The organism is Chryseobacterium sp. YR221 (assembly GCF_900176315.1).
Lineage (GTDB): Bacteria > Bacteroidota > Bacteroidia > Flavobacteriales > Weeksellaceae > Chryseobacterium > Chryseobacterium rhizosphaerae.
Window position 1 is genome coordinate 174810 of the sequence record NZ_FWXM01000001.1, and the last position, 20695, is coordinate 195504.

Consider the following 20695-nt stretch of genomic DNA (forward strand, 5'->3'; position numbering starts at 1 on the left):
AATTTTTTTAAAAACTTATTCATTTCTTAATGGTTTTTCTATTTTTGTGCTACTAATATTTAATTGAAATGTCTGAAACTGAGAATCGACAGCCTAAAAACATAAAAAATAATCCAAAGATTATGAAAGCCTGGGCAGTATATGACTGGGCCAATTCTGTATACTCTTTGGTTATTACTTCTACTATTTTTCCTATCTATTATTCTATTCTTACCACTGCGTATGAAAAAAAGGAATATGTAGCAGAAACAAAAAAGTGGATTGATGTTCCGGTAAGGCACATGATCAAAATTTTTGGAGAAGAATATCAACCGGATGCCGTGTATGGATATTCTTTAACAATATCATTTTTTGTAGTGGTATTGCTTTCTCCATTTTTGTCTTCATTGGCTGATACCATTGGAAATAAAAAATCATTCCTGCAGTTTTTCTGTTATCTGGGGGCTACCTCATGTATGGGATTAGCTATGTTTACAGGAATGCACAATGTATTTCTGGGCCTTCTTTTCAGTATAACCGCCAGTATAGGGTTCTGGGGAAGTTTGGTCTTCTACAACTCATTTCTGCCTGATATTGCCACACAAGATAAACAGGATGCTCTTTCTGCAAAAGGATATGTATATGGTTATCTTGGATCCGTAGTCTTGGTAGTAATTTGTTTAATATTAATCCAGGTTTTTGCAAAAGGAGCAGCTCAACAGTTATTATTTACAAGAATAAGCTTCTTACTGACCGGGGCATGGTGGTTCGGTTTCTCTCAGTACACGTTCAAGCATCTTCCCCAATTTGGAGATGTGAAAGATAAATTACCTAAGGACCTTGTCTTGTTAAACTATAAAAACATCTTTAAAAAGCATGAAGAGCAGGGAGGTTTTTTTGAGGTATTAAAAGACAATATGAGCTTTTATAAAGATATTGCCAAAGAAAGTTTTCATGAACTGTTTAAAGTGGGTGGAGTTCTTTTTAAAGACAGAAACCTTAAATTCTTTTTATCAAGTTTCTTCTTTTATAGTGTAGGAATGCAGACCATTTTCCTGATGGCTACATTATTTGGGAAAAGTGAGATCAACCTGGCACAGGATAAACTGATCGGTACCTTATTGGTGATTCAGATTGAAGCGATCATAGGAGCTGTAATATTCTCAAGGTTATCCAAAAGAATTGGTAATAAAAATGTAATTTCCATTGCTATCGTATTATGGATTGTAGCCTGTCTGTGGGCCTATTTCCTAAATAAAGAAAACCCTACAGTGGAATATCAGTTCTACGGTGTTGCTGCAGTAGTAGGATTGGTAATGGGTGGTCTTCAGGCCATGTCCAGATCTACCTACTCAAAACTGCTTCCGGTAGACTCTATGGAGAATACCACTTATTTCAGCTTTTATGATGTATTGGAGAAAATTGCGATTATCATCGGTACATTTATCTTTGCCACCCTTATTGAGCATTTCAACAATATGCGTATCGCAGCTTTATCAATGACTGTATTCTTTGGAGCAGGGCTCGTATTGATACGTTTCCTGAAGGTTACCATGCGAAAAGAAAGAGATACCTTATAAAATATAAAGACGTTAATTTTAACGTCTTTTTTTTATAATTTAATTTACGGATTACGATATTTTAAAATATTATTAGAAATTAGCATTAATTTTTCACTATGTTTTGATTTTTTTTGTTTATTTGCTGAGTGAATAAAATTATCAAAATAATGAAAAAAGTTCTATTGATTTGCTTTATGCAATGTTTTGTTTTTGGGTTTTCCCAGAAATTGAAACCGGTTGCTCAGAAAATTTCGGAATATCATAATGGTAAAATAGAGTCTAAAACGTATGACCTGTTTGAAGTTAATAACAACACGGATAAGCTGGCAGAATACAGAAAGTCTGCAACAGATATTAGTGTTATTTCCCTAAAATCTTCCGAGCTGAAGAGACTCGTTAATGACAAACCTGACTTTATTGAAATTACATTTCCTTTTGCCGGAGGACGGCAGATTACCGTAGAAATGTATAAAAATCAGATTTTCACCAACAGTTTCAAAGTGGTTACCAATACCGGGAAAACAGTCAATTATACTCCGGGAGTTTATTATCAGGGAATTGTAAAAGGAAATAATAATTCCATTGTGGCCTTTAGTTTTTTTAATAATGACGTTGTAGGAGTAGCTTCTACCCCGGAACTGGGAAATATAGTCGTTGGAAAAGCTAAAAATTCTGAAGATTTTGTAAGCTATTCAGACTCTAAATTGACAGGGGCAAACCCTTTTATCTGTGGTGTTGATGAATTGAAAGAAAACAATGATCAAAAAATATCATACGATCCGAATGCAAATAAGAATACAACATTAACTCAGAATTGTGTTCGGGTTTATTATGAAGTTTGTTTTAAGCCCTATCAAAATAATGGTTCCAATACAACAACCGTGACCAACTGGCTTACAGCTATTCATAACAACATTGCTACGTTATATACCAATGACGATATAAAGACAGCCCTAAGCGAGATCTATATCTGGACTACCCAGGACCCTTATACAGGAAGCCCAAGTAGTAATTTAAATAAATTTTCAGCTGCCAGACAAACTTTTAACGGTGATCTTGCCCATTTAATTAATACTCCGAGTACTACAAGTATTGCTTTTCTGAATTCCCTGTGTAAAACCTACGCACATGCGTATTCAGGGATTTCTCAGACGTATAATAATGTGCCGGTATATTCATGGACTATTCAGGCGATGACTCACGAAATGGGACACGGCCTAGGGTCTCCGCATACTCATGCTTGTGCATGGAATGGAAATAATACTCCCATTGACTGGTGTGGACCCACAGCAATGCCTTCTATCATAAACAGCGAAGGACTTACATGTACCAGTAATGTTCTGCCACCATCAGGTACCATTATGAGCTATTGCCATCTGATGTCAAATATCGGGATTAATTTCAGTAATGGTTTTGGTACCCAGCCGGCAGCTTTAATTAGAAGTACAATAGATTCCAAACCATGCCTTGGTACCAATTGTACAACATCATGTGTTCCAAGTATTTCTTCTATAGCGCCCACTTCTACTACACAGAATTCTGCCAATATGTTCATTACAGATGCTATATCTTCCTCATGGAAGTATAAAGTTTCTAAATTGGATGGAACTAATGTGACTACAGGAAATACAAATTCTCCCTCTTTCAGCATCGCAAATCTACAGCCGGGAACATACTATAAAGTTGACGCAGTAGGTCCATGTGCAAATGAAACGTATTATCAAAAATCAGGTCTGGTTCTTACCGATGCAGATTGGTGTGGAGGAGTGCCGTTTACAGATACGGGAGGTTCTACCGGAAGTTATAAAAACAATGAAGAACTGGTAAAGACATTTTATCCTGCCTCAGGTTCCTCTATGACCATGACATTTACAGCATTTGACCTTGAAGAGGATTATGATTTTATGTATGTGTATAATGGACCTTCTACGGCTTCACCAGTATTTGCTAATGGAAATAATCTGACAGGAAATACCGTTCCCGGTCCGTTTACATCAACAGATCCTTCCGGTGCTATAACTGTAAAATTTGTTTCTGATGCGGGGGTTACCGCAAATGGCTGGAATGTGAATTTCTCCTGTAATGTTTTGGGAGTGGCAGATGTTAACACGAAAAATAACTCAATAAACATCTATCCTAACCCTGCAAAAAATATGATTGTCATTTCATCCGATGAAACATTAAAATCCTATAAAATTTTTGATGAAGCGGGAAGGTTGGTGTCTTCAGCCTCTTCTTTGAAAGGGAATAAAACAGAGGTAAACCTTTCTTCCATACAGACAGGAAACTATGTAATCAGCATAGAAACAGAGAAACAGACAGTAAACAAAAAACTGATAAAACAATAATAAAAAGTGTTTTCATAATGATATAGAAGTAGAGATCATAAAATAATAGATAAACCATAGTAGAATTATTTCTGCTATGGTTTTTTTATACATTATTAATCTTTATGTATGAGTTTACCTTAATATGTGGGTATTATTTGTATTTTTAATTTAAAAATTAATAATGATTAAAAAAATTATAGTGTTTACTGTGTTGTTTTGGAATTTTTTCAGTTTTTCTCAGGAGATTAAACCTGTAGCCAGAAAAATCCATGAATATGAGAAATTAAACTACCGTGCGCCAAGGTATGGTCTATTTGATGTGAAAAACCTTGATAATATGGTTAATCTCAGAAAAATAGCAACCGATGCTACCATCTTTGGTCTTGATCAGTCAAAATTAAAAAGATTAATGGCTGAAAGTCCCGAATTCCTTGAGGTCTCTTTTCCTTTTGACGGAGACAAAGAAATCACCGTTCAACTGTATAAAAAGCAGATTTTCACCGCAGATTTTAAAGTAAAAACCAAAAAAGATGAACTCGTACCTTACCATCCGGGAATTTATTACCGTGGCATTGTAAAAGGAGATGATCAGTCTATTGTATCTTTCAGCTTCTTTGATAATGATGTGGTAGGAATTATTTCGACACCAGCGTTGGGAAATATCGTGCTGGGAAAGATGAAGAATTCAAGCGATTTCGTAAGTTATTCAGAATCTAAGCTGACCGTGCAAAACAGTTTTATCTGTGGAGCAGATGAATTGATGGAAAATAGGATTCAAAGACCATCACTTGACCCTGAGCAACTCACAAGAAGAACCATGACCGATAATTGTGTACGGGTATTTTATGAAGTAGGCTACAAGCCTTATCAGGGTAATGGATCCAATACAACTGCTACCATTAACTGGATGACTGCTATTCATAACAGTGTTGAAACCTTATATTTTAATGATGATATTAAAATCTCTTTAAGCGAAATATATGTGTGGACAACACCGGATCCATATACAGGAGGGGCAGATGCCAATCTGGGAATGTTCAGAAGTAACAGACCTTTTTTTAATGGCGATATTGCAGAGCTCATAACTGTTCCTGGAGGTCAGGGCATGGCATATCTCAACTCATTGTGTTCAGATCTGAAATATGGTTTTTCTCCTGTTGCCATAAATTATGATCAATTTCCAATGTTTTCAATAACGATCTATACTATTGCCCATGAGATGGGGCATGGATTAGGCTCTCCTCATACTCACGCCTGTGCCTGGAATGGTAATAATACAGCTATTGACGGCTGTGGAGCGGCATCTGGATCTCAGGGAAGTGTATGTCCCGGGCCACTTCCGGGACCGGGAGGAGGTACTATTATGAGTTATTGCGGTTCGGTTTCCGGAGTTGGAATTAATTTTGCCAACGGATTTGGGCAGCAGCCAGCCGAGTTAATAAGGAATACGATTAATTCAAAAGCCTGTCTGGGTACGAACTGTACTTCTTCATGTGAAACCACTATATTGGATCTTAGTATTACGGATATAACGCAAAGCACAGCGAGCATTTTTATTATAGATGGTACTTCCATATCATGGAAATATAGGCTCTCTAAAATGGATGGAACCATTGTACATTCAGGAACCACTAATTCAAACAGTTTTAATTTAAATAGTTTAGCTCCCAATACCTATTACAATTTATATATAGGAACAGACTGTTCCGGTTCCTCAGCCTTCCAAAAACACAGAACATTTTTAACAGATGGAGACTGGTGTGCAGGAGTACGGTTTACAGATTCGGGAGGTACTTCAGGAACGTATTCTAATGATGAAAAGCTTACCAAAACTTTTTACCCACTGTCCAATTCTAAACTGACCCTGGTTTTTAGCGAATTTAATTTGGAAAGCTTTAAAGACTATATGTATGTGTATAATGGCCCTTCTGCAGGATCGCCTTTATTTCCAAATGGGAATAATCTTACCGGCTATATTGTTCCCGGACCATTTGTGTCTACAGATCCTACCGGAGCAATTACGGTTGAATTCTTCTCTGATGCTACTGGTACAGCTAATGGATGGAATGCAGGATTCCTGTGTAAATTTTTAGGAGTGGAAGATATCGATGTAAAAGATAATATCATTTCAATCTATCCAAACCCTGCCAAAACAATGATCATCATTTCATCAAAAGAAAATTTAAAATCCTATAAAATTTTTGATGAAGCAGGAAGAGTAGTAACCTCGGCATCTTCTCTGAAAGGGAATAAAACAGAAATAAATCTTTCTTCCATACTAACAGGAAATTATATAATCAGTATTGAGACCGAAAAGCAAACGGTAAATAAAAAACTTATAAAGCAATAACATAATGGGTTCTCCTATGATAAAATAATAGCTAAACCACAGTGGAATTATTTCTACTGTGGTTTTTTTATACATTGATGATTTTTATTCTTCTTTATGTATAGATATGCAGTGATATGTGTGTATTTATTTATATTTTTAACAAAAAATTAATAATGATTAAGAAAATTCTAATGTTTACTGCGTTGTTTTGGAATTTTTTCAGTTTTGCTCAGGAGATTAAACCTGTAGCCAGAAAAGTCCATGAATATGAGAAATTAAACTACCGTGCTCCAAGGTATGGCCTATTTGATGTGAAAAACCTTGATAATCTGGTTGATCTAAAGAAAATAGCACCGGACGCCACGGTTTTTAACCTGAATGTACCCAAGCTAATGAGGTTACTTGCCGAAAGTCCCGAATTCCTTGAGGTCTCTTTTCCTTTTGACGGAGACAAAGAAATCACCGTTCAACTGTATAAAAAGCAGATTTTCACCGCAGATTTTAAAGTAAAAACCAAAAAAGATGAACTCGTACCTTACCATCCGGGAATTTATTACCGTGGCATTGTAAAAGGAGATGATCAGTCTATTGTATCTTTCAGCTTCTTTGATAATGATGTGGTAGGAATTATCTCGACACCAGCGTTGGGAAATATCGTGCTGGGAAAGATGAAGAATTCAAGCGATTTCGTAAGTTATTCAGAATCTAAGCTGACCGTGCAAAACAGTTTTATCTGTGGTGCAGATGAATTGAAGGAAAATAAAATTCAAAAAACAGCACCTGATCCGGGGCAGCTCACAAGAAGAACGATGACTGATAATTGTGTAAGAATATTTTATGAAGTAGGCTACAAACCTTATCAGGGTAATGGTTCCAATATAACCGCTACCATTAACTGGATGACCGCTATTCATAACAGTTTAGAAACCATTTACTTTAATGATGATATTAAAGTCTCCTTAAGTGAAATGTATGTGTGGACCACACCGGATCCTTATACAGGCAATTATGATCCCGATCTAGGAGTGTTCAGAAATGGCAGACCTTATTTTAACGGTGATATTGCCCAGCTGGTGACCTCACCTACAGCTACAGGATATGCCTACATCAATTCTCTATGTTCAGATTTGAAATATTGTTACGCACCGGTTCTGATCAATTATCAGCAGTTTCCAATGTATTCCTGGACGGTCAACGTAACCACCCACGAAATGGGGCATGGACTAGGATCTCAGCATACTCATGCCTGCGTTTGGAATGGTAATAATACAGCCATTGATGGCTGTGGAACTCAAAGTGGAAATCAGGGAAATGCATGTGCAGGGCCAATTCCGGGACCTGGAGGAGGTACTATAATGAGCTACTGCCACACAATGGCCGGAGTGGGAATCAATTTTGCCAATGGATTTGGACCACAGCCAGCTGAGTTCATAAGGAATACAATTAATTCAAAAGCTTGTCTGGGTACCAACTGTACCTCTTCCTGTGAAGTCACTGTGTTGGATGTAAGTATTACCGACATCACACAGAATTCAGCAAGTGCCTTTATTATAGATGGATTTTCGACAACATGGAAATATAGACTCTCCAAAATGGACGGAACTATTGTACAGTCAGGAACTGTTAATTCCAATAGTTTTAACATAAACAACCTGGATCCGAATACCTATTATAATTTATCCATTGGAAGTGAATGCTCCGGTTCGTCAGCTTACCAGAAATACAGAACATTTTTAACAGACGGAGACTGGTGTGCAGGGGCACGATTTACAGATTCAGGAGGTGCTTCAGGAAGATATTCTAATAATGAAAAGCTGACCAAAACTTTTTATCCTCTGTCCAACTCCAAACTGACCTTGGTTTTTAGCGAATTTAATTTGGAAAATTTTAAAGACTTTATGTATGTGTATAATGGACCTTCAGCAGGTTCTCCACTATTTCCAAACGGAAATAACCTTACAGGGACTTTACCTCCGGGGCCATTTGTATCTACAGATCCTACCGGCGCCATTACAGTTGAGTTTTTCTCTAATGAATCGGGTACAGGTAATGGATGGAATGCCGGATTCCTATGTAAATTCTTAGGAGTGGAAGATATAGCGGTGAAAGATAATACCATTTCAATCTATCCGAATCCTGCCAAAACAATGATCATCATTTCATCAAAAGAAAATTTAAAATCCTATAAAATTTTTGATGAAGCGGGAAGGTTAGTATCTTCAGCCTCTTCTTTAAAAGGGAATAAAGCAGAAGTACATCTCTCTTCCATACAGACCGGAAATTATGTAATCAGCATAGAAACTGAGAAGCAGACGGTAAACAAGAAACTTATAAAACAATAATCTTAAAAATACAACAAAAAAGCCTGATCAAATCAGGCTTTTTTGTTGTATTAATGTCAACATCTTTGCTTTATGAGAATGATGGAAAGCCGAAAACCAGGGGTTCAGCATTAAATAAATCTGAATTCGGTCCAAGTTTTGCTTATATTCAGCAGAATAATTTTAACTTTGCAAAAAGATTTATTGTCAACATGACGAACCCTCTATTTTATGCAAAAATAATCCTGTTTGGAGAATATGGAATGATTGAAGATTCCCAGGGGCTTGTAGTACCTTACAGCTTCTATAAAGGAACTTTAAAATTTTCAGATCTGAGCTCTGAATTTGAGCTTAAATCAAACAGACATCTGCAGAAATATGCTGATTACCTTACCGTACTTGATCTTTCCGACGATTTTAAATTAGATATCAAGAGCTTTAAGACTGATATATCAAACGGACTTTTCTTTGATTCCAATATTCCTCAGGGATATGGAGTAGGAAGTTCAGGCGCTTTAGTAGCTGCTATTTTTGAAAAATATTCAGTCAGTAAGCTGAATGCTGAGAGCATTTCAAAAGATAATCTTAAAAAATTAAAGGCAGTTTTCGGAGAAATGGAAAGTTATTTCCATGGTAAAAGCTCAGGAATGGATCCGTTGATCTGCTATATGAATTTACCTATACTGATCGAAAATAAAGAGAATTTAGACCGGGTATCAATCCCTGATGGCGAAGAAGGCAAAGGAGCTATTTTCCTTATCGATTCAGGAATAACAGGAGAAACAGGACCCATGATTCAAATTTTCTTTGAAAAAATGAAAACGGAAGGTTTCCGTAAAACACTGAAAGAAGAGTTTATTCGTTACAATAACGCATGTATAGAAGCTTTCCTTAAAAAAGATATGAATCCGTTCTTTAGAAATTTAAAGAAACTTTCTCATTGGGCATATGAACATTTCCGTCCTATGATTCCTGAAAGTATTTTTAATATCTGGAAAAAAGGTCTGGATTCCAATGCTTATTACCTTAAACTCTGCGGAAGTGGTGGAGGCGGGTATATCTTAGGATTTACCAAAGACTATGAAAAAGCAGAAAAAATGCTTGATGGTTTCCAAAAAGAGGTGATTTACAGATTTTAAACAGGTTGGAATGAATTCTGAAAAAGAAACTTTCCAATCTGAAAATTATATCTCTAAATCTTTATTTTATAGATTCTCACAATTCGTGGGCTTTATGCTCGGAGCCCGCTTTTTTGTAGCCGCTCTGCTGACATTTGCCCTCTATGTTTCCACTTTTTTCCTCTTCAATCAGGATGAAACATTCAGGAATTTTGTATTTGACTTCAAAGTTCATGGCATTATTTTCTGTACCGTTCTTACCATTTTAGCCGGTGGAATTATCAACCAATTTTATGATCTGGAGAAAGATCATATTGTAAAACCTTTCAGAACCAGAATTCAGAGCTTTATTAAGCAGAAATACTTTTTATATGCTTATCTGGTATTAAGTGTTATTTCTTTGGGAGTAGCCTGGATGATTTCCCATAATGTTTTCTTCTTTTTTCTGGTATATCAGTTTTTTATGTGGTTCTACAGCCATAAACTGAGCAGAATACTGATACTCAACAATCTCACTTTTGTAAGCCTTACCTTATACCCTTTCTTTGGAATGATGGTATATTATGAAACTTTTTCCAGAAAAATAATTCTGATGGCTGTGTTTCTTTTTCTGATCCTTCTTTGTATTGATATTGTAAAAGATACATTGACCAGAAGCGTAGACAAGGCATTCGGGTATACCACGATTCCAAACTATTTTAAAACTAAGAATACAAAAGCCATTCTTATCTCTCTGCTGCTGATCACAATGACTGTTTCAATGAAAATCATTACCAAAACAGGGGTGGCCGGTTTTATGGCTTATTATTTTGCCGGTGGATTATTTGTGATGATTATTTGTATTTATCTGCTTTTAAATTCTTCAAGGAGAAGTAACTTCTTTACAATTAATATATTACGTTTTTGGGTTTTTGTAGGAATTATTGCAATGCTTTTGAACGGAATTGAGAGTAAATTATAAAAAAAATTCTTTAAATAAACTGAGGTTATTATTACCTTTGTAAAACTAAATTTAATAAATAGGAATGCCCATTTTTAATGATACTAAAGTTGCATTTGCAGATAAATCTGATGCACAACTGAGAAAGGCTTACTGGATGTTTAAAATGATTGAACAGCCTGCACTTACCAGCCTTGGAACATCTGTCCTTAATTTTACAGTACACAATAATTTTCCTTTCGTAACAGGAATTGTAAAAAACACTCTGTTTGCTCAATTCTGTGGAGGAGAAACCCGTGAAGAAAGTATGAAAGTTGTAAAGCAGCTTTTCAAAAGAGGAGTTGGAAGTATTTTCGATTACTCTATTGAAGGGAAGGAAGATGAAGAAACTTTTGATGCGGTGTGTAAAGAGATTAAGGATATTGTAAGGTTCTCAGTAGGAAATCCGGCAATTCCTTTTATTGTTTTCAAGCCTACAGCATTTGGAAGAATTGATTTGTATGAAGCTGTTGGAAAAGGAGCAGAGCTTACCACAAGCCAGAAAGAAGAATGGGAAAGAGTGGTAAAGAGATTTGATGAGGTATGCAGCCTTTGCCACGAAAATGATAAAAAAGTAATGGTAGATGCAGAAGAAACCTGGATGCAGGACGCAGCAGATCACCTTTGCGAAGAAATGATGGAGAAGTATAACCAGGAAAAACCTATCGTTTGGAATACCATCCAGATGTACAGAACTGGAAGACTGGAATACATGGAAGCAAACCTTCAGAGAGCAAGAGAAAAGAACTATTTCATAGGCTACAAGATTGTTCGTGGTGCTTATATGGAGAAAGAAAGAGCCAGAGCAGAAGAAAAAGGATATGCAGATCCGATTCAGCCTACCAAAGATGCTTCAGATAAAAACTATAACGCAGGAATTGATTTTGTAATGAATCACCTGGATAAAGTTTCTGCTTTCTTTGGAACCCATAACGAAGTTTCTTCAGAACTGATTATGGATAAAATGAAAGCCAAATCTTTGAACAGCGACAATCCTCACGTTTATTTTGGACAGCTTTACGGAATGAGTGATAATATCACTTTCTATTTGTCTGATAAGGGCTATAATGTGGCTAAATACCTTCCATATGGACCTGTAAAGGATGTTGTTCCCTATCTGACAAGAAGAGCTCGTGAGAACACTTCTGTGGCTGGGCAAACAGGGAGAGAACTGGGACTTATTAAAAAGGAACTGGAAAGAAGAAAAAAATAACAGTTGTTATAAGCAAATAGAAAGCTCACAGAAATGTGGGCTTTTTTTATGATGCTGGTATAAGAAGTATAACAGATTTAATGTCAATTTATTAAGTTTGAAAAAACAATCCAAATTAAAGATATTAAACCTAATTCTTGTTTGTGTTGTATATATCGTAAAATAATTTTATTTTTATTGTTGATTTAATTTTAAATTATTATATTTGGTTAATAATAAAAAACTAATGCATGAAAATACTTTCCACTGATTACCCCTACTGATGATAGTTTTACTCCGGGATCAGTTTCATTATTTTTCTAATTATAGCTGGACGGGGTATCATCTCTGAATAGAGTATGATTAATCAAAAAACAGGAAAATATAAAAATACGGATTCGTAAATTTTTAAAAATAAAATAAAGCAATAGCTTTAGTTTTCTTCTTCAAATATTTTTTAGCCTGACCATTTTTTTGGTCAGGTTTTTTTAAGGCTCAAAACTTTCGAATTTTCCATTTTCATAGAACAAAACAATACGTTTTATCTTATTCGTTTGATTTCCAATAGCTTGGCTGATAATTTGATCTGCTGAATTTTCTAATCGCTGAGAATCCGATATTTTTTCCTGAGCTTTACTTTGGGCCGGTATAACCGATTCTGCAGGGCCTTCCCCGGGAAGCTCTGCTTCCATCTCGTCAGTTCCAAATTCATCATCGGTATTCATCATAGTGAAAAGATCGGGTAGAGGTGTTGGCCTTCCTTTTTCTTTTTCATCATCATGAGCCTCTTCTTCATGTACTGTTATTTCAGGAAGTGAAGATTTCAGCATCTCACCCTCACCGGTAACCAGCCAGTCCCAAAGAAGTTCCGGGAAACGTGATTTTATTTTTATGATAAACTCCAGAGAGGGTTTATTTCTGCCTGAGGTAATATGTGAAATGGATGATCGTTGTACATCAATCTCATCAGCAAATTCGGAAGGCGTAAAATTAGAATACTCTATAACTTGTGAAATTCTCTCGTTTAAACTCATAAAAATAAGCTTTTAATTATGTTACAAATGTAAATATTATAATTTACAAAAACAAAATACAAATGTAAATTAAGAGATTATTTTATTAAATACAAATGTAAACTATATGTAATTACTAGTAAAACAGCATGATAAGTATTAATTACAATTGTATCCAGATAATAATCTGATTATTTACAGCGTACAATAAGCTCCATGATATTGTCTATTTTGAACCGTTTTTCCCGATAAAACTTGATTATAAATGTAAATTATAAGCCTTTTCCAGGGTATTTTGGGAGATAATTTTCTATTTTTCACTATTTACATTATTAATCTGCTATATTCTTACAAAGAAGATATAATAAGACCCAATACTGGCTTGTAATGCTTTATAACGAGGTTTTCTATTGTATACAATGGTAAATTAAAAATGTAAATAGGGGATTAATACCACTTTTATAAGCTTTTTAGAGCTAAATATATCCGTGCCCACCAAAACAATTTCATTTCATTGGATAAAACTCCTTACTAATAAAAATGGGACTCCATTTCTGATAAAATTCCTGGAATTTCGTTAATTTACAAATGTATAGTAATGTAAAATACGGACTTGTCCACATTAGACATGTTTAATAAAATTATGCCTATTTACTATAAAACAGGCTTTTATTCACTTCAAGTATCTTTATAAACATGATTGAGATAGATTTCGTAAAGTGCTGAATTGTAGTTATTTAAATATATTGAATTAAATTATTCGCAATCCACAATTTTATCAACAGACAATATGGCTCTTCATACTGTTTAACAATGTTACATCTGTTAATAGACTTTGATCTCTTTAAATTGAATTATTTCACTTATGTAAACAAATTGATAAGATGAGAAAATTTTCAAATTTTTGCTGTTTTTACAATTGTTTACAGATGTTAATCTGGTTTTTATGCCTTAAAATGGTTAAATTTGATTTTTGTAAACTATTCCAACAATGAATTTTGAACAGATCTATTCCCAACACCCTAATTTTCCTAATCGGTATATTTCCCCTGAAAAATTATTTTCTTACCTACAGACGAATCTCGTCGATTATATTCAGGAGATCGGAAAATCATATTTAGAGAAACCTATATATCAATTGAGCATCGGAACCGGTGACATTCATATTTTAGCATGGTCGCAAATGCACGGAAACGAATCTAATGCCACTCATGCTATGCTGGATCTTCTGGTAAGTTTGGATAAGGCTCCTGAGATGAAAGAAGATTTGTTCAGTAAGATTACACTCGATTTTATTTTTATGCTTAATCCTGACGGGTCAGAAAGGTGGACAAGACTGAATGCTGTGGATATTGACCTGAACAGAGATTTTCACAATGAAGCCAGTAAAGAGATCAAATTCCTTAAAAATGCTGCTGCCTCTAAAAAATACGATTATGCTTTGAACCTTCATGAGCAGAGAACCATTTTTACTACCGACGGCATTCATCCTGCTACACTCTCTTTTTTGGCACCTTCTGAAAATGTAGAACGTACTGTCACTGAAAACAGGAAAAAATGTATGGCAGTTATTGGAAGTGTTTATCATCATTTAAAAGAAATAATCCCTAATCAGATTGGAAGATATTCTGATGAGTTTTATCCTACATCAACCGGAGACAATTTTATAAAAGCCGGGATGCCGACTATTTTATTTGAAGGAGGACATTTCATAGATGATTATACCAGACAGGGAACCAGGAAATATTATACAGTGGCTCTTTATTATGCCTTGAAAGCAATAAGCGAACTCAATTCTGAAACTACAGGATGGGAGGCTTATCTTGAAATTCCTGAAAATAAAGAAACCCATTACGATATAGTCTACAGAAATGTAAAACTGAATACGGAACATGAATGCATTCTGGACATTGCTGTTCAGTACAGAGAAATAAAAGAAGATGGAAAAGATGAGATTTCTTTTATCCCTTTTGTAATGGAAGTAGGAGATGTGAAAAAACGAAAAGGTTGGCTGGAAATAGATTGTACAGGAAAGAAATTTATTTCTGAAACTAAATATCCCAAACTGGATGCAGTAGTAAGTTTTACGATAGAAGATTAAAAAATACGGCAATCAAGAGATTGCCGTATTTAGTTTTTATATACAGAAGCCTTAGTTAACGACTTTTATTCCGTTAGCTACAAATCTGATTTCCTCTTTAGGCTGAGTGATGGCGTCAATTTCTGACTGCGGTTTCTTAGCATCTTCCGCATAATGTTTCTGCTCATTTACAGAAGTTACTTTTCTTTCTGCATTGCCTTCCAATACAACGTTTTTACCTTTTAAAGCTGTAGGTACAAAGAATGCATAATCTTTCATTTTTACAAAAAATTTAGAATTATCCTCAGTCTGAATAGTGAGCCAGCATCCTTTTTTATCACATACATCAGTTACTTTACCTTTGATAGCTACGTTTTCCAGCTTTTTGTTTTCTTTTTTAAGCTGTTTACCCAGTTGGTCTACAGTAACAGCTTTAGATTCAGCTCCGGATGCTACGCTTGCTCCATAAGTATCACCTACTAAAGCGTTCCCTGCCGGAGGTCCCACTTCCTGTGCAAAAGCCAGTGAAGAAGCACTTATAGCAGCTGCAAATATGATTGTCTTGAATTTCATTTTATTATTTTTCCCAAAAGTACTAATTAATATTGAATCAAAAATCAATTAAAAGTTGATATAAAACATGTGCATTATCGAATTTGCAATAAAATTCAAAATAAAAGGCAGATTTGTTTATATTTGACGCCTATACTTGACTATGCAAAAAAAATTGAAACTATGGGACGCCATTATGCTGGTAATGGGCTCTATGATTGGAAGTGGGATCTTCATTGTAAGCGCTGATATGATGCGTAATCTGGGATCCGGATACTGGCTGATTGTTGTCTGGATTATAACAGGAGTGATGACTGTTGCTGCTGCCATAAGCTATGGAGAGCTTTCCGCCCTGTTTCCAAAAGCTGGAGGCCAATACACATATCTGAAAGAGATTTTCGGAAAAAAGATGGGATTCCTTTATGGATGGGGACTATTTACGGTAATACAAACCGGAACTATTGCAGCGGTGGCAATGGCTTTTGGTAAATTTACAGCCTACCTTATTCCGTCACTTAATGATGCTGCACCTATTTTTCAAAGTGGAGAATTTAAAATTACCTGGATACAGATTTTAGCGATTGCTGTCATTCTCCTGCTTACCTATATCAATACAAGAGGCGTACAAAGTGGAAAAGTGCTTCAGAATATATTTACAGGTTCTAAAATTATTGCTTTGCTGGGATTGATTGCAGCCGGATTTATACTGGTTGATTTTTCGCATATGGCTGAAAACTTCAGCTTAGGTACGGACTCATTTAATAATCTAAAGAAAGACTTTAGTGGTAACTTCCTTAAAGAAGGTTGGGAACCCATTAACGGGATGACTTTACTGGGGGGAATTGCTGCCGCTATGGTAGGTTCCGTGTTTAGTTCTGTAGCCTGGGAAAGTGTAACCTTTGTTTCCGGAGAAATTGACAATCCGAAGAGAAACGTAGTAAAGTCTATGATCTATGGAACTTCTGCTGTAATGCTCCTTTATATTGCCGTGAATTTTGTGTATTTAAACGCATTGGACAGAGAAGGAATTGCTTTTGCGACCAATGACAGGGTAGCAGTAGCGGCGTCACAGAACATTTTTGGAAGCGCCGGAACAATTATTATTGCTTTGCTGGTTATGATTTCTACATTTGGATGTAATAACGGATTAATCTTAGCCGGGGCAAGAGTTTTTCAGACTATGGCAAAAGATGGAATGTTCTTTAAATCAGCAGAAAAAAATAACAACAATGAGGTTCCTGAAAATGCCTTATGGATGCAGGGAGTCTGGGCTTCACTTCTTTGTTTGAGCGGACAGTATGGAAATCTGTTGGATATGATCTCTTTTGTAATCGTTTTATTTTATATGATTACCGTTTTCGGAGTGATCTACTTAAGAATCAAGCACCCTGCCCTTGAAAGACCTTATAAAACATGGCTGTATCCGGTTACTCCAATTATTTATTTAGTGATTGGAACGGGATTCTGTATTCTGCTTTTAATATATAAACAGCAATATACGTGGCCGGGGTTGATCATGGTTGTCCTGGGACTTCCGGTCTATTATTTTATCAACCGGAAAAAAACAAACTGATATCATAATAAGATATAATAGCAGCAGGGCTTTCAATTCAATTTGAAGGCCTTTGTTTTTGAATAATATTTTAAATTATTAAACATTTATTTAGTGAAAATGTGTATTTTGGTATTTCGTTTTTAAGTAAACCTAACCATGAAGTAAAAATAAGAAGTTGATTATGGATACACCAAATTACAGAATGCCTTTTGTACCTTCAACTTTAATGACTGAAGGCGGAAGCATTGATACCTGCGATATGGGGGAAAGTATTGCCCACAATATCATGTTGCTGATTACCACTAAAAAAGGGGAGAACAGATATGATGAAAATTATGGTAATGACGTTTGGAACCTGGAGTTCGATAACGGAGTCACCAGCGCGATCTGGGAAAATGTTTTTGTTAAGAGTCTTAAAAGACAGATTCAGGAGTACGAACCCCGAATTGTACAGCCACAGGTAGATGCCAATATACAATTTGTAGAACACAGCTACGATACCAAAGAGCACACAGAAATCAAAAAGAAAGTAAGAATTGCCATCAATGCAAAAATGGAAGCAACGGGAGAACGTTTTAGTTTTTCAACAGAATTGTTTCTAAGTCCTATGTCTATTGATTAAATGTTTTTTTTAACAGCACCAAAAATTTATGAATTTAGATCAGAATATATATTCCAAAGAATCTGTAAAAGCCAGAATGCTTCAGAATGCAACTAAAGTATGGGGACTCAAAAGCCCTCAATCTTTAGATCCTTTTGTAAAACTACTGATAGATGCATTCAGTACAGAGGTCTTTAAGGCTAATAACGAAATTCAGACGGTTAATGCCCGTATTTTAGAAAAACTGGCAAAACTTCTTACGCCATCCATTTATACACATCCTATTCCGGCTCATTCTGTAGCTTTTACACAACCTTATGAGTCTTCCGAAGTTTTATTGGAACATACGGAGTTTTTCTTCCGTAAACAGATGACTTCTACCATAAAGTCGGAATCAGACAAGCAGTTGAATATTCCCTTTACTCCGGTAGGAAATGTAAGGATTAATAAAGTTCATACTTCAATCATGTTTGTAGGAAATACATGTTACAGTATAGATGACCGTTTCAATAAAATTCCTATTGCCAGATTTCCGGGAAAGCCCGAAGACTATAGAAAAATTACAGTAGGGATTGATGTCAGTAAATATACGAACGAAAATTTTCCTAAATATTTAAGCATCTTTTGCTCCAATCCTGCCTTTGAGCATTTAGATTTTGTCTATAAATTATTACCTTATATCAGCGTTACCAGTAATGGCAATCCATTGTTTGTAAGAGAGGGACTGAGTTACCTTACGGAAAATCAGCCGGACGGTTACGAACAGATGTTCAGAGAGCAGTCTATCCGAAACAAAGTGATTGAAGATATTAAAAGTATCTACCGTCATAAATTTATTGAGGTTACAGGAATTTCCAACAGTTTATTTTCAGAGCCCGGAAAACTTCCGCAAAATCTTGAATTCCTTCACGGAAAAGAAGAAATTGTGAAATATATGGAGAATAAAAAGTTTCTATGGCTAACTTTTGAATTTCCACCCCAGTTTTCAGCTGAAATCCTGGATAACTTTTCATTTGTACTGAATGCGTTTCCCATCTACAACAGAGGTTGGAAGAAAACAGAATACAGTTTAGATATCATGGGAAATAATATTCCTCTGGTTACTGACGAAGGAGAGCATTTCCTATATGTAGATGATGTTCAGGACGGAGACGGAAGAAAATATACAGAAATTCCTTTTACACCAGCAGATGACCTTAAAAAAGGTTTATATACAGTAAGAAAAGGAGGAATGGAACGTTTCACCAGCAGGAATGCTGTAGATATGATTGCCAATGTTCTGGAGCTGACCCGGGATGAGATTGCTGCTTTTTCTCTTCTCAACAGAGATAATGTAAAAGGAGTATTGAGCGAAATGTCTGATAAGATGAAATCTATGGTACAGAAAGTGAATAATGCCAAAAGAAATATCAGACAGGAACTGAATTATGTCATTATGGAGCCTGTAGAAAAAACAGATCATACATATGCTTCTTTCTGGGTAACCCACTGTACTTTAGCTAACCATATGCGTCCCGGAACAGAGCTGTCTAATCAGCTGAAATCTCAGACTATTGTTTTGCTTGCTGAAACTCTGGGAGGAGCGGAAGAACAAAAAGGAACAGACAGCATCCAGGCTTATAAATATGCATTGACAACAAGAGATAAGATCATTTCACTTGAAGACGTTAAGAATTACTGCAGGATGGTTCTGAAAGATGAAATGAGAGACGTAAGGGTAAGAAGGGGAACGATGGTCAGCAACAGACCTAAAGAAGGTTTTGTAAGAACAGTAGAAGTGGAGATTGTTCCACAAAACTATTCCTTCTATGGAAGAGCATATTGGGAAAATATGTCTAATATTCTTAGAAATCAAATTATTGCCAAAGCCATAGACGGTATTGAATATCTGGTGAAAATCACCAATGAGGATGTTGAATTTCAGGATATGTAAAACTAAACGAACACCAAAAAATATGAGAAAGATAATAATACTGGCCATGGCTTTATCCCTGACAGTAGTGAATATAAGCTGTAAAAAGGGAGCTGATAAGCTGGGAAATGCTGTTTTGAATCTGGGTGGAGAACAGGACGCAAATGCTATTATTGATTTTAATAATAACTTTTTAGACTCCTATAAAAGCACTTCTAAACATATAGAAGGGATCTTAAAGTATGCAGATGCTGCTGTCGCGAAATCCAAAGGGGAAGAAGTCCTCATAATGCCTATTGTAATAAGCTCGATGGACTATAGCTTTTCAAAAATCAAAGGTGTTCCTTCCGGATTTGAAAAAGATAAAGCCGCTATTGAATCAGATTTCAATATTTACAAAACGAAGAAAGAAACAATAGAAAAGAAGTTTGAGGAGTTTAAATCTTATATGAATTCCGAAGATTATAAAGATGATAAAGGCGCCAAAGCGGAAAATTTAAGAAAAGAGCTTGAAACTGAAGCTAATGCGCTCTATTTATCAGGGGAGAATATTATGATGAAGATTAAGCCTGCAACAGATGCCGCTGAAGAAGTAATTCTTAAAGATCATCCGTTGAAAGACTATATCATATCTTCCAAAAGTGTGATGAATTCTTTAGATTCTGTGGTAGAATTGCTTGGTAAGCAATATACCGGAAAATTTAATGAAGATGATGCACAGAAAAAGTATGATGAATTCGCTAAAGCTGTAGAAGCCAATTCAAAATTGGTTTTCGATGTGAAAGATCCACAGTATGCTTATAAAAAATCTCAGTTTGAAAGTTTTAATAAAAATGCTTCAAACTTTTTAGACTCGTACAGAAAATTAATCAGGGATTCTAAAGCAGCAGGTAAAATACCGGATAGCAATATCCAGCAAATTGACTCATCTTATGAATCTGTATTAAGTTCATACAATTCATTTGTAAAATAATAATACACACTGTAAACGATAAAAAGACCAATATAACCTGTATTGGTCTTTTTTATTTTTCTGAAAGAATCCACAAAATCTTTTATAGATTTCCCTGAGTACTTCTGTATCACTCAATTTAATAAAGATTAAACTTTTATACCTTTTACGGTTAATAAATTTCCATAAAATTCCGTAATTTTGCACGTTGTGATTT

At 35.4% G+C, this 20695-nt stretch carries 14 protein-coding genes; 12 read left to right on the plus strand and 2 right to left on the minus strand.

The window, feature by feature from the left end; genetic code table 11:
- Positions 1 to 68 precede the first annotated feature (68 nt).
- From B8967_RS00820 to B8967_RS00850, 7 genes are all read left to right on the plus strand, one after another.
- Entirely contained in the window at positions 69 to 1559 is a 1491-nt protein-coding gene (locus tag B8967_RS00820) for an MFS transporter (RefSeq protein WP_047494829.1), read from the plus strand.
- 149 nt (positions 1560 to 1708) lie between these two features.
- The gene (locus B8967_RS00825; RefSeq protein WP_228405962.1) at positions 1709 to 3889 is read left to right on the plus strand and encodes a T9SS type A sorting domain-containing protein; all 2181 of its coding nucleotides are present in this window, start codon (positions 1709 to 1711) and stop codon (positions 3887 to 3889) included.
- 163 nt (positions 3890 to 4052) lie between these two features.
- Complete coding sequence (locus B8967_RS00830; protein WP_084083909.1) at positions 4053 to 6221, plus strand: T9SS type A sorting domain-containing protein; 2169 nt, start codon at positions 4053 to 4055, stop codon at positions 6219 to 6221.
- A gap of 155 nt (positions 6222 to 6376) precedes the next feature.
- Positions 6377 to 8545, plus strand: a complete 2169-nt coding sequence (locus B8967_RS00835) for a T9SS type A sorting domain-containing protein (protein WP_084083911.1) — start codon at positions 6377 to 6379, stop codon at positions 8543 to 8545.
- A gap of 191 nt (positions 8546 to 8736) precedes the next feature.
- Positions 8737 to 9663 (plus strand): mevalonate kinase family protein, encoded by a 927-nt coding sequence (locus B8967_RS00840; RefSeq protein WP_084084887.1) that lies wholly within the window; start codon positions 8737 to 8739, stop codon positions 9661 to 9663.
- A 10-nt stretch (positions 9664 to 9673) separates the two neighbouring features.
- Positions 9674 to 10603: a UbiA family prenyltransferase gene (locus B8967_RS00845; RefSeq protein ID WP_084083912.1), complete on the plus strand. Its 930-nt coding sequence runs from the start codon at positions 9674 to 9676 to the stop codon at positions 10601 to 10603.
- A 64-nt stretch (positions 10604 to 10667) separates the two neighbouring features.
- Positions 10668 to 11834 carry a proline dehydrogenase family protein gene (locus B8967_RS00850; RefSeq protein ID WP_047495877.1) on the plus strand — a complete coding sequence of 389 codons (1167 nt, stop codon included), beginning with the start codon at positions 10668 to 10670 and terminating at the stop codon, positions 11832 to 11834.
- Positions 11835 to 12301: 467 nt separating this feature from the next.
- Here B8967_RS00850 and B8967_RS00855 read toward each other — a convergent pair whose 3' ends face one another.
- Positions 12302 to 12847, minus strand: coding sequence for a helix-turn-helix transcriptional regulator (locus B8967_RS00855; protein WP_084083914.1), 546 nt, complete (start codon positions 12845 to 12847; stop codon positions 12302 to 12304).
- A gap of 970 nt (positions 12848 to 13817) precedes the next feature.
- On the opposite strand from B8967_RS00855, the gene B8967_RS00860 reads away from it, so the two are divergent.
- On the plus strand, positions 13818 to 14927 hold the full coding sequence (locus B8967_RS00860; RefSeq protein ID WP_084083916.1) for a M14 family zinc carboxypeptidase: 1110 nt from the start codon (positions 13818 to 13820) through the stop codon (positions 14925 to 14927).
- Between the two features lie 51 nt (positions 14928 to 14978).
- Here the strand turns inward: B8967_RS00860 and B8967_RS00865 are convergent, their stop codons facing one another.
- Entirely contained in the window at positions 14979 to 15479 is a 501-nt protein-coding gene (locus tag B8967_RS00865; RefSeq protein WP_047495868.1) for a DUF4920 domain-containing protein, read from the minus strand.
- Positions 15480 to 15621: 142 nt separating this feature from the next.
- Between B8967_RS00865 and B8967_RS00870 the strand changes: the two genes are divergently transcribed.
- From B8967_RS00870 to B8967_RS00885, 4 genes are all read left to right on the plus strand, one after another.
- A complete protein-coding gene (locus tag B8967_RS00870; RefSeq protein ID WP_084083918.1) occupies positions 15622 to 17031 on the plus strand; it encodes an APC family permease in 1410 nt (469 codons plus the stop codon).
- Positions 17032 to 17194: 163 nt separating this feature from the next.
- A complete protein-coding gene (locus B8967_RS00875) occupies positions 17195 to 17635 on the plus strand; it encodes a GPW/gp25 family protein (RefSeq protein WP_047495934.1) in 441 nt (146 codons plus the stop codon).
- A 28-nt stretch (positions 17636 to 17663) separates the two neighbouring features.
- Positions 17664 to 19547: a type VI secretion system baseplate subunit TssF gene (locus tag B8967_RS00880; RefSeq protein WP_047495862.1), complete on the plus strand. Its 1884-nt coding sequence runs from the start codon at positions 17664 to 17666 to the stop codon at positions 19545 to 19547.
- 22 nt (positions 19548 to 19569) lie between these two features.
- The gene (locus tag B8967_RS00885; RefSeq protein WP_084083920.1) at positions 19570 to 20499 is read left to right on the plus strand and encodes a DUF6845 domain-containing protein; all 930 of its coding nucleotides are present in this window, start codon (positions 19570 to 19572) and stop codon (positions 20497 to 20499) included.
- The last annotated feature ends 196 nt before the right edge of the window (positions 20500 to 20695 follow it).

What these genes read in the sequence shown, in the direction of transcription:
- B8967_RS00820 (WP_047494829.1), top strand. Translation starts at nt 69, where the DNA reads ATGTCTGAAACTGAGAATCGACAGCCTAAAAACATAAAAAATAATCCA.
- B8967_RS00825 (WP_228405962.1), top strand. Translation starts at nt 1,709, where the DNA reads ATGAAAAAAGTTCTATTGATTTGCTTTATGCAATGTTTTGTTTTTGGG.
- B8967_RS00830 (WP_084083909.1), top strand. Translation starts at nt 4,053, where the DNA reads ATGATTAAAAAAATTATAGTGTTTACTGTGTTGTTTTGGAATTTTTTC.
- B8967_RS00835 (WP_084083911.1), top strand. Translation starts at nt 6,377, where the DNA reads ATGATTAAGAAAATTCTAATGTTTACTGCGTTGTTTTGGAATTTTTTC.
- B8967_RS00840 (WP_084084887.1), top strand. Translation starts at nt 8,737, where the DNA reads ATGACGAACCCTCTATTTTATGCAAAAATAATCCTGTTTGGAGAATAT.
- B8967_RS00845 (WP_084083912.1), top strand. Translation starts at nt 9,674, where the DNA reads ATGAATTCTGAAAAAGAAACTTTCCAATCTGAAAATTATATCTCTAAA.
- B8967_RS00850 (WP_047495877.1), top strand. Translation starts at nt 10,668, where the DNA reads ATGCCCATTTTTAATGATACTAAAGTTGCATTTGCAGATAAATCTGAT.
- B8967_RS00855 (WP_084083914.1), bottom strand. Translation starts at nt 12,847, where the DNA reads ATGAGTTTAAACGAGAGAATTTCACAAGTTATAGAGTATTCTAATTTT.
- B8967_RS00860 (WP_084083916.1), top strand. Translation starts at nt 13,818, where the DNA reads ATGAATTTTGAACAGATCTATTCCCAACACCCTAATTTTCCTAATCGG.
- B8967_RS00865 (WP_047495868.1), bottom strand. Translation starts at nt 15,479, where the DNA reads ATGAAATTCAAGACAATCATATTTGCAGCTGCTATAAGTGCTTCTTCA.
- B8967_RS00870 (WP_084083918.1), top strand. Translation starts at nt 15,622, where the DNA reads ATGCAAAAAAAATTGAAACTATGGGACGCCATTATGCTGGTAATGGGC.
- B8967_RS00875 (WP_047495934.1), top strand. Translation starts at nt 17,195, where the DNA reads ATGGATACACCAAATTACAGAATGCCTTTTGTACCTTCAACTTTAATG.
- B8967_RS00880 (WP_047495862.1), top strand. Translation starts at nt 17,664, where the DNA reads ATGAATTTAGATCAGAATATATATTCCAAAGAATCTGTAAAAGCCAGA.
- B8967_RS00885 (WP_084083920.1), top strand. Translation starts at nt 19,570, where the DNA reads ATGAGAAAGATAATAATACTGGCCATGGCTTTATCCCTGACAGTAGTG.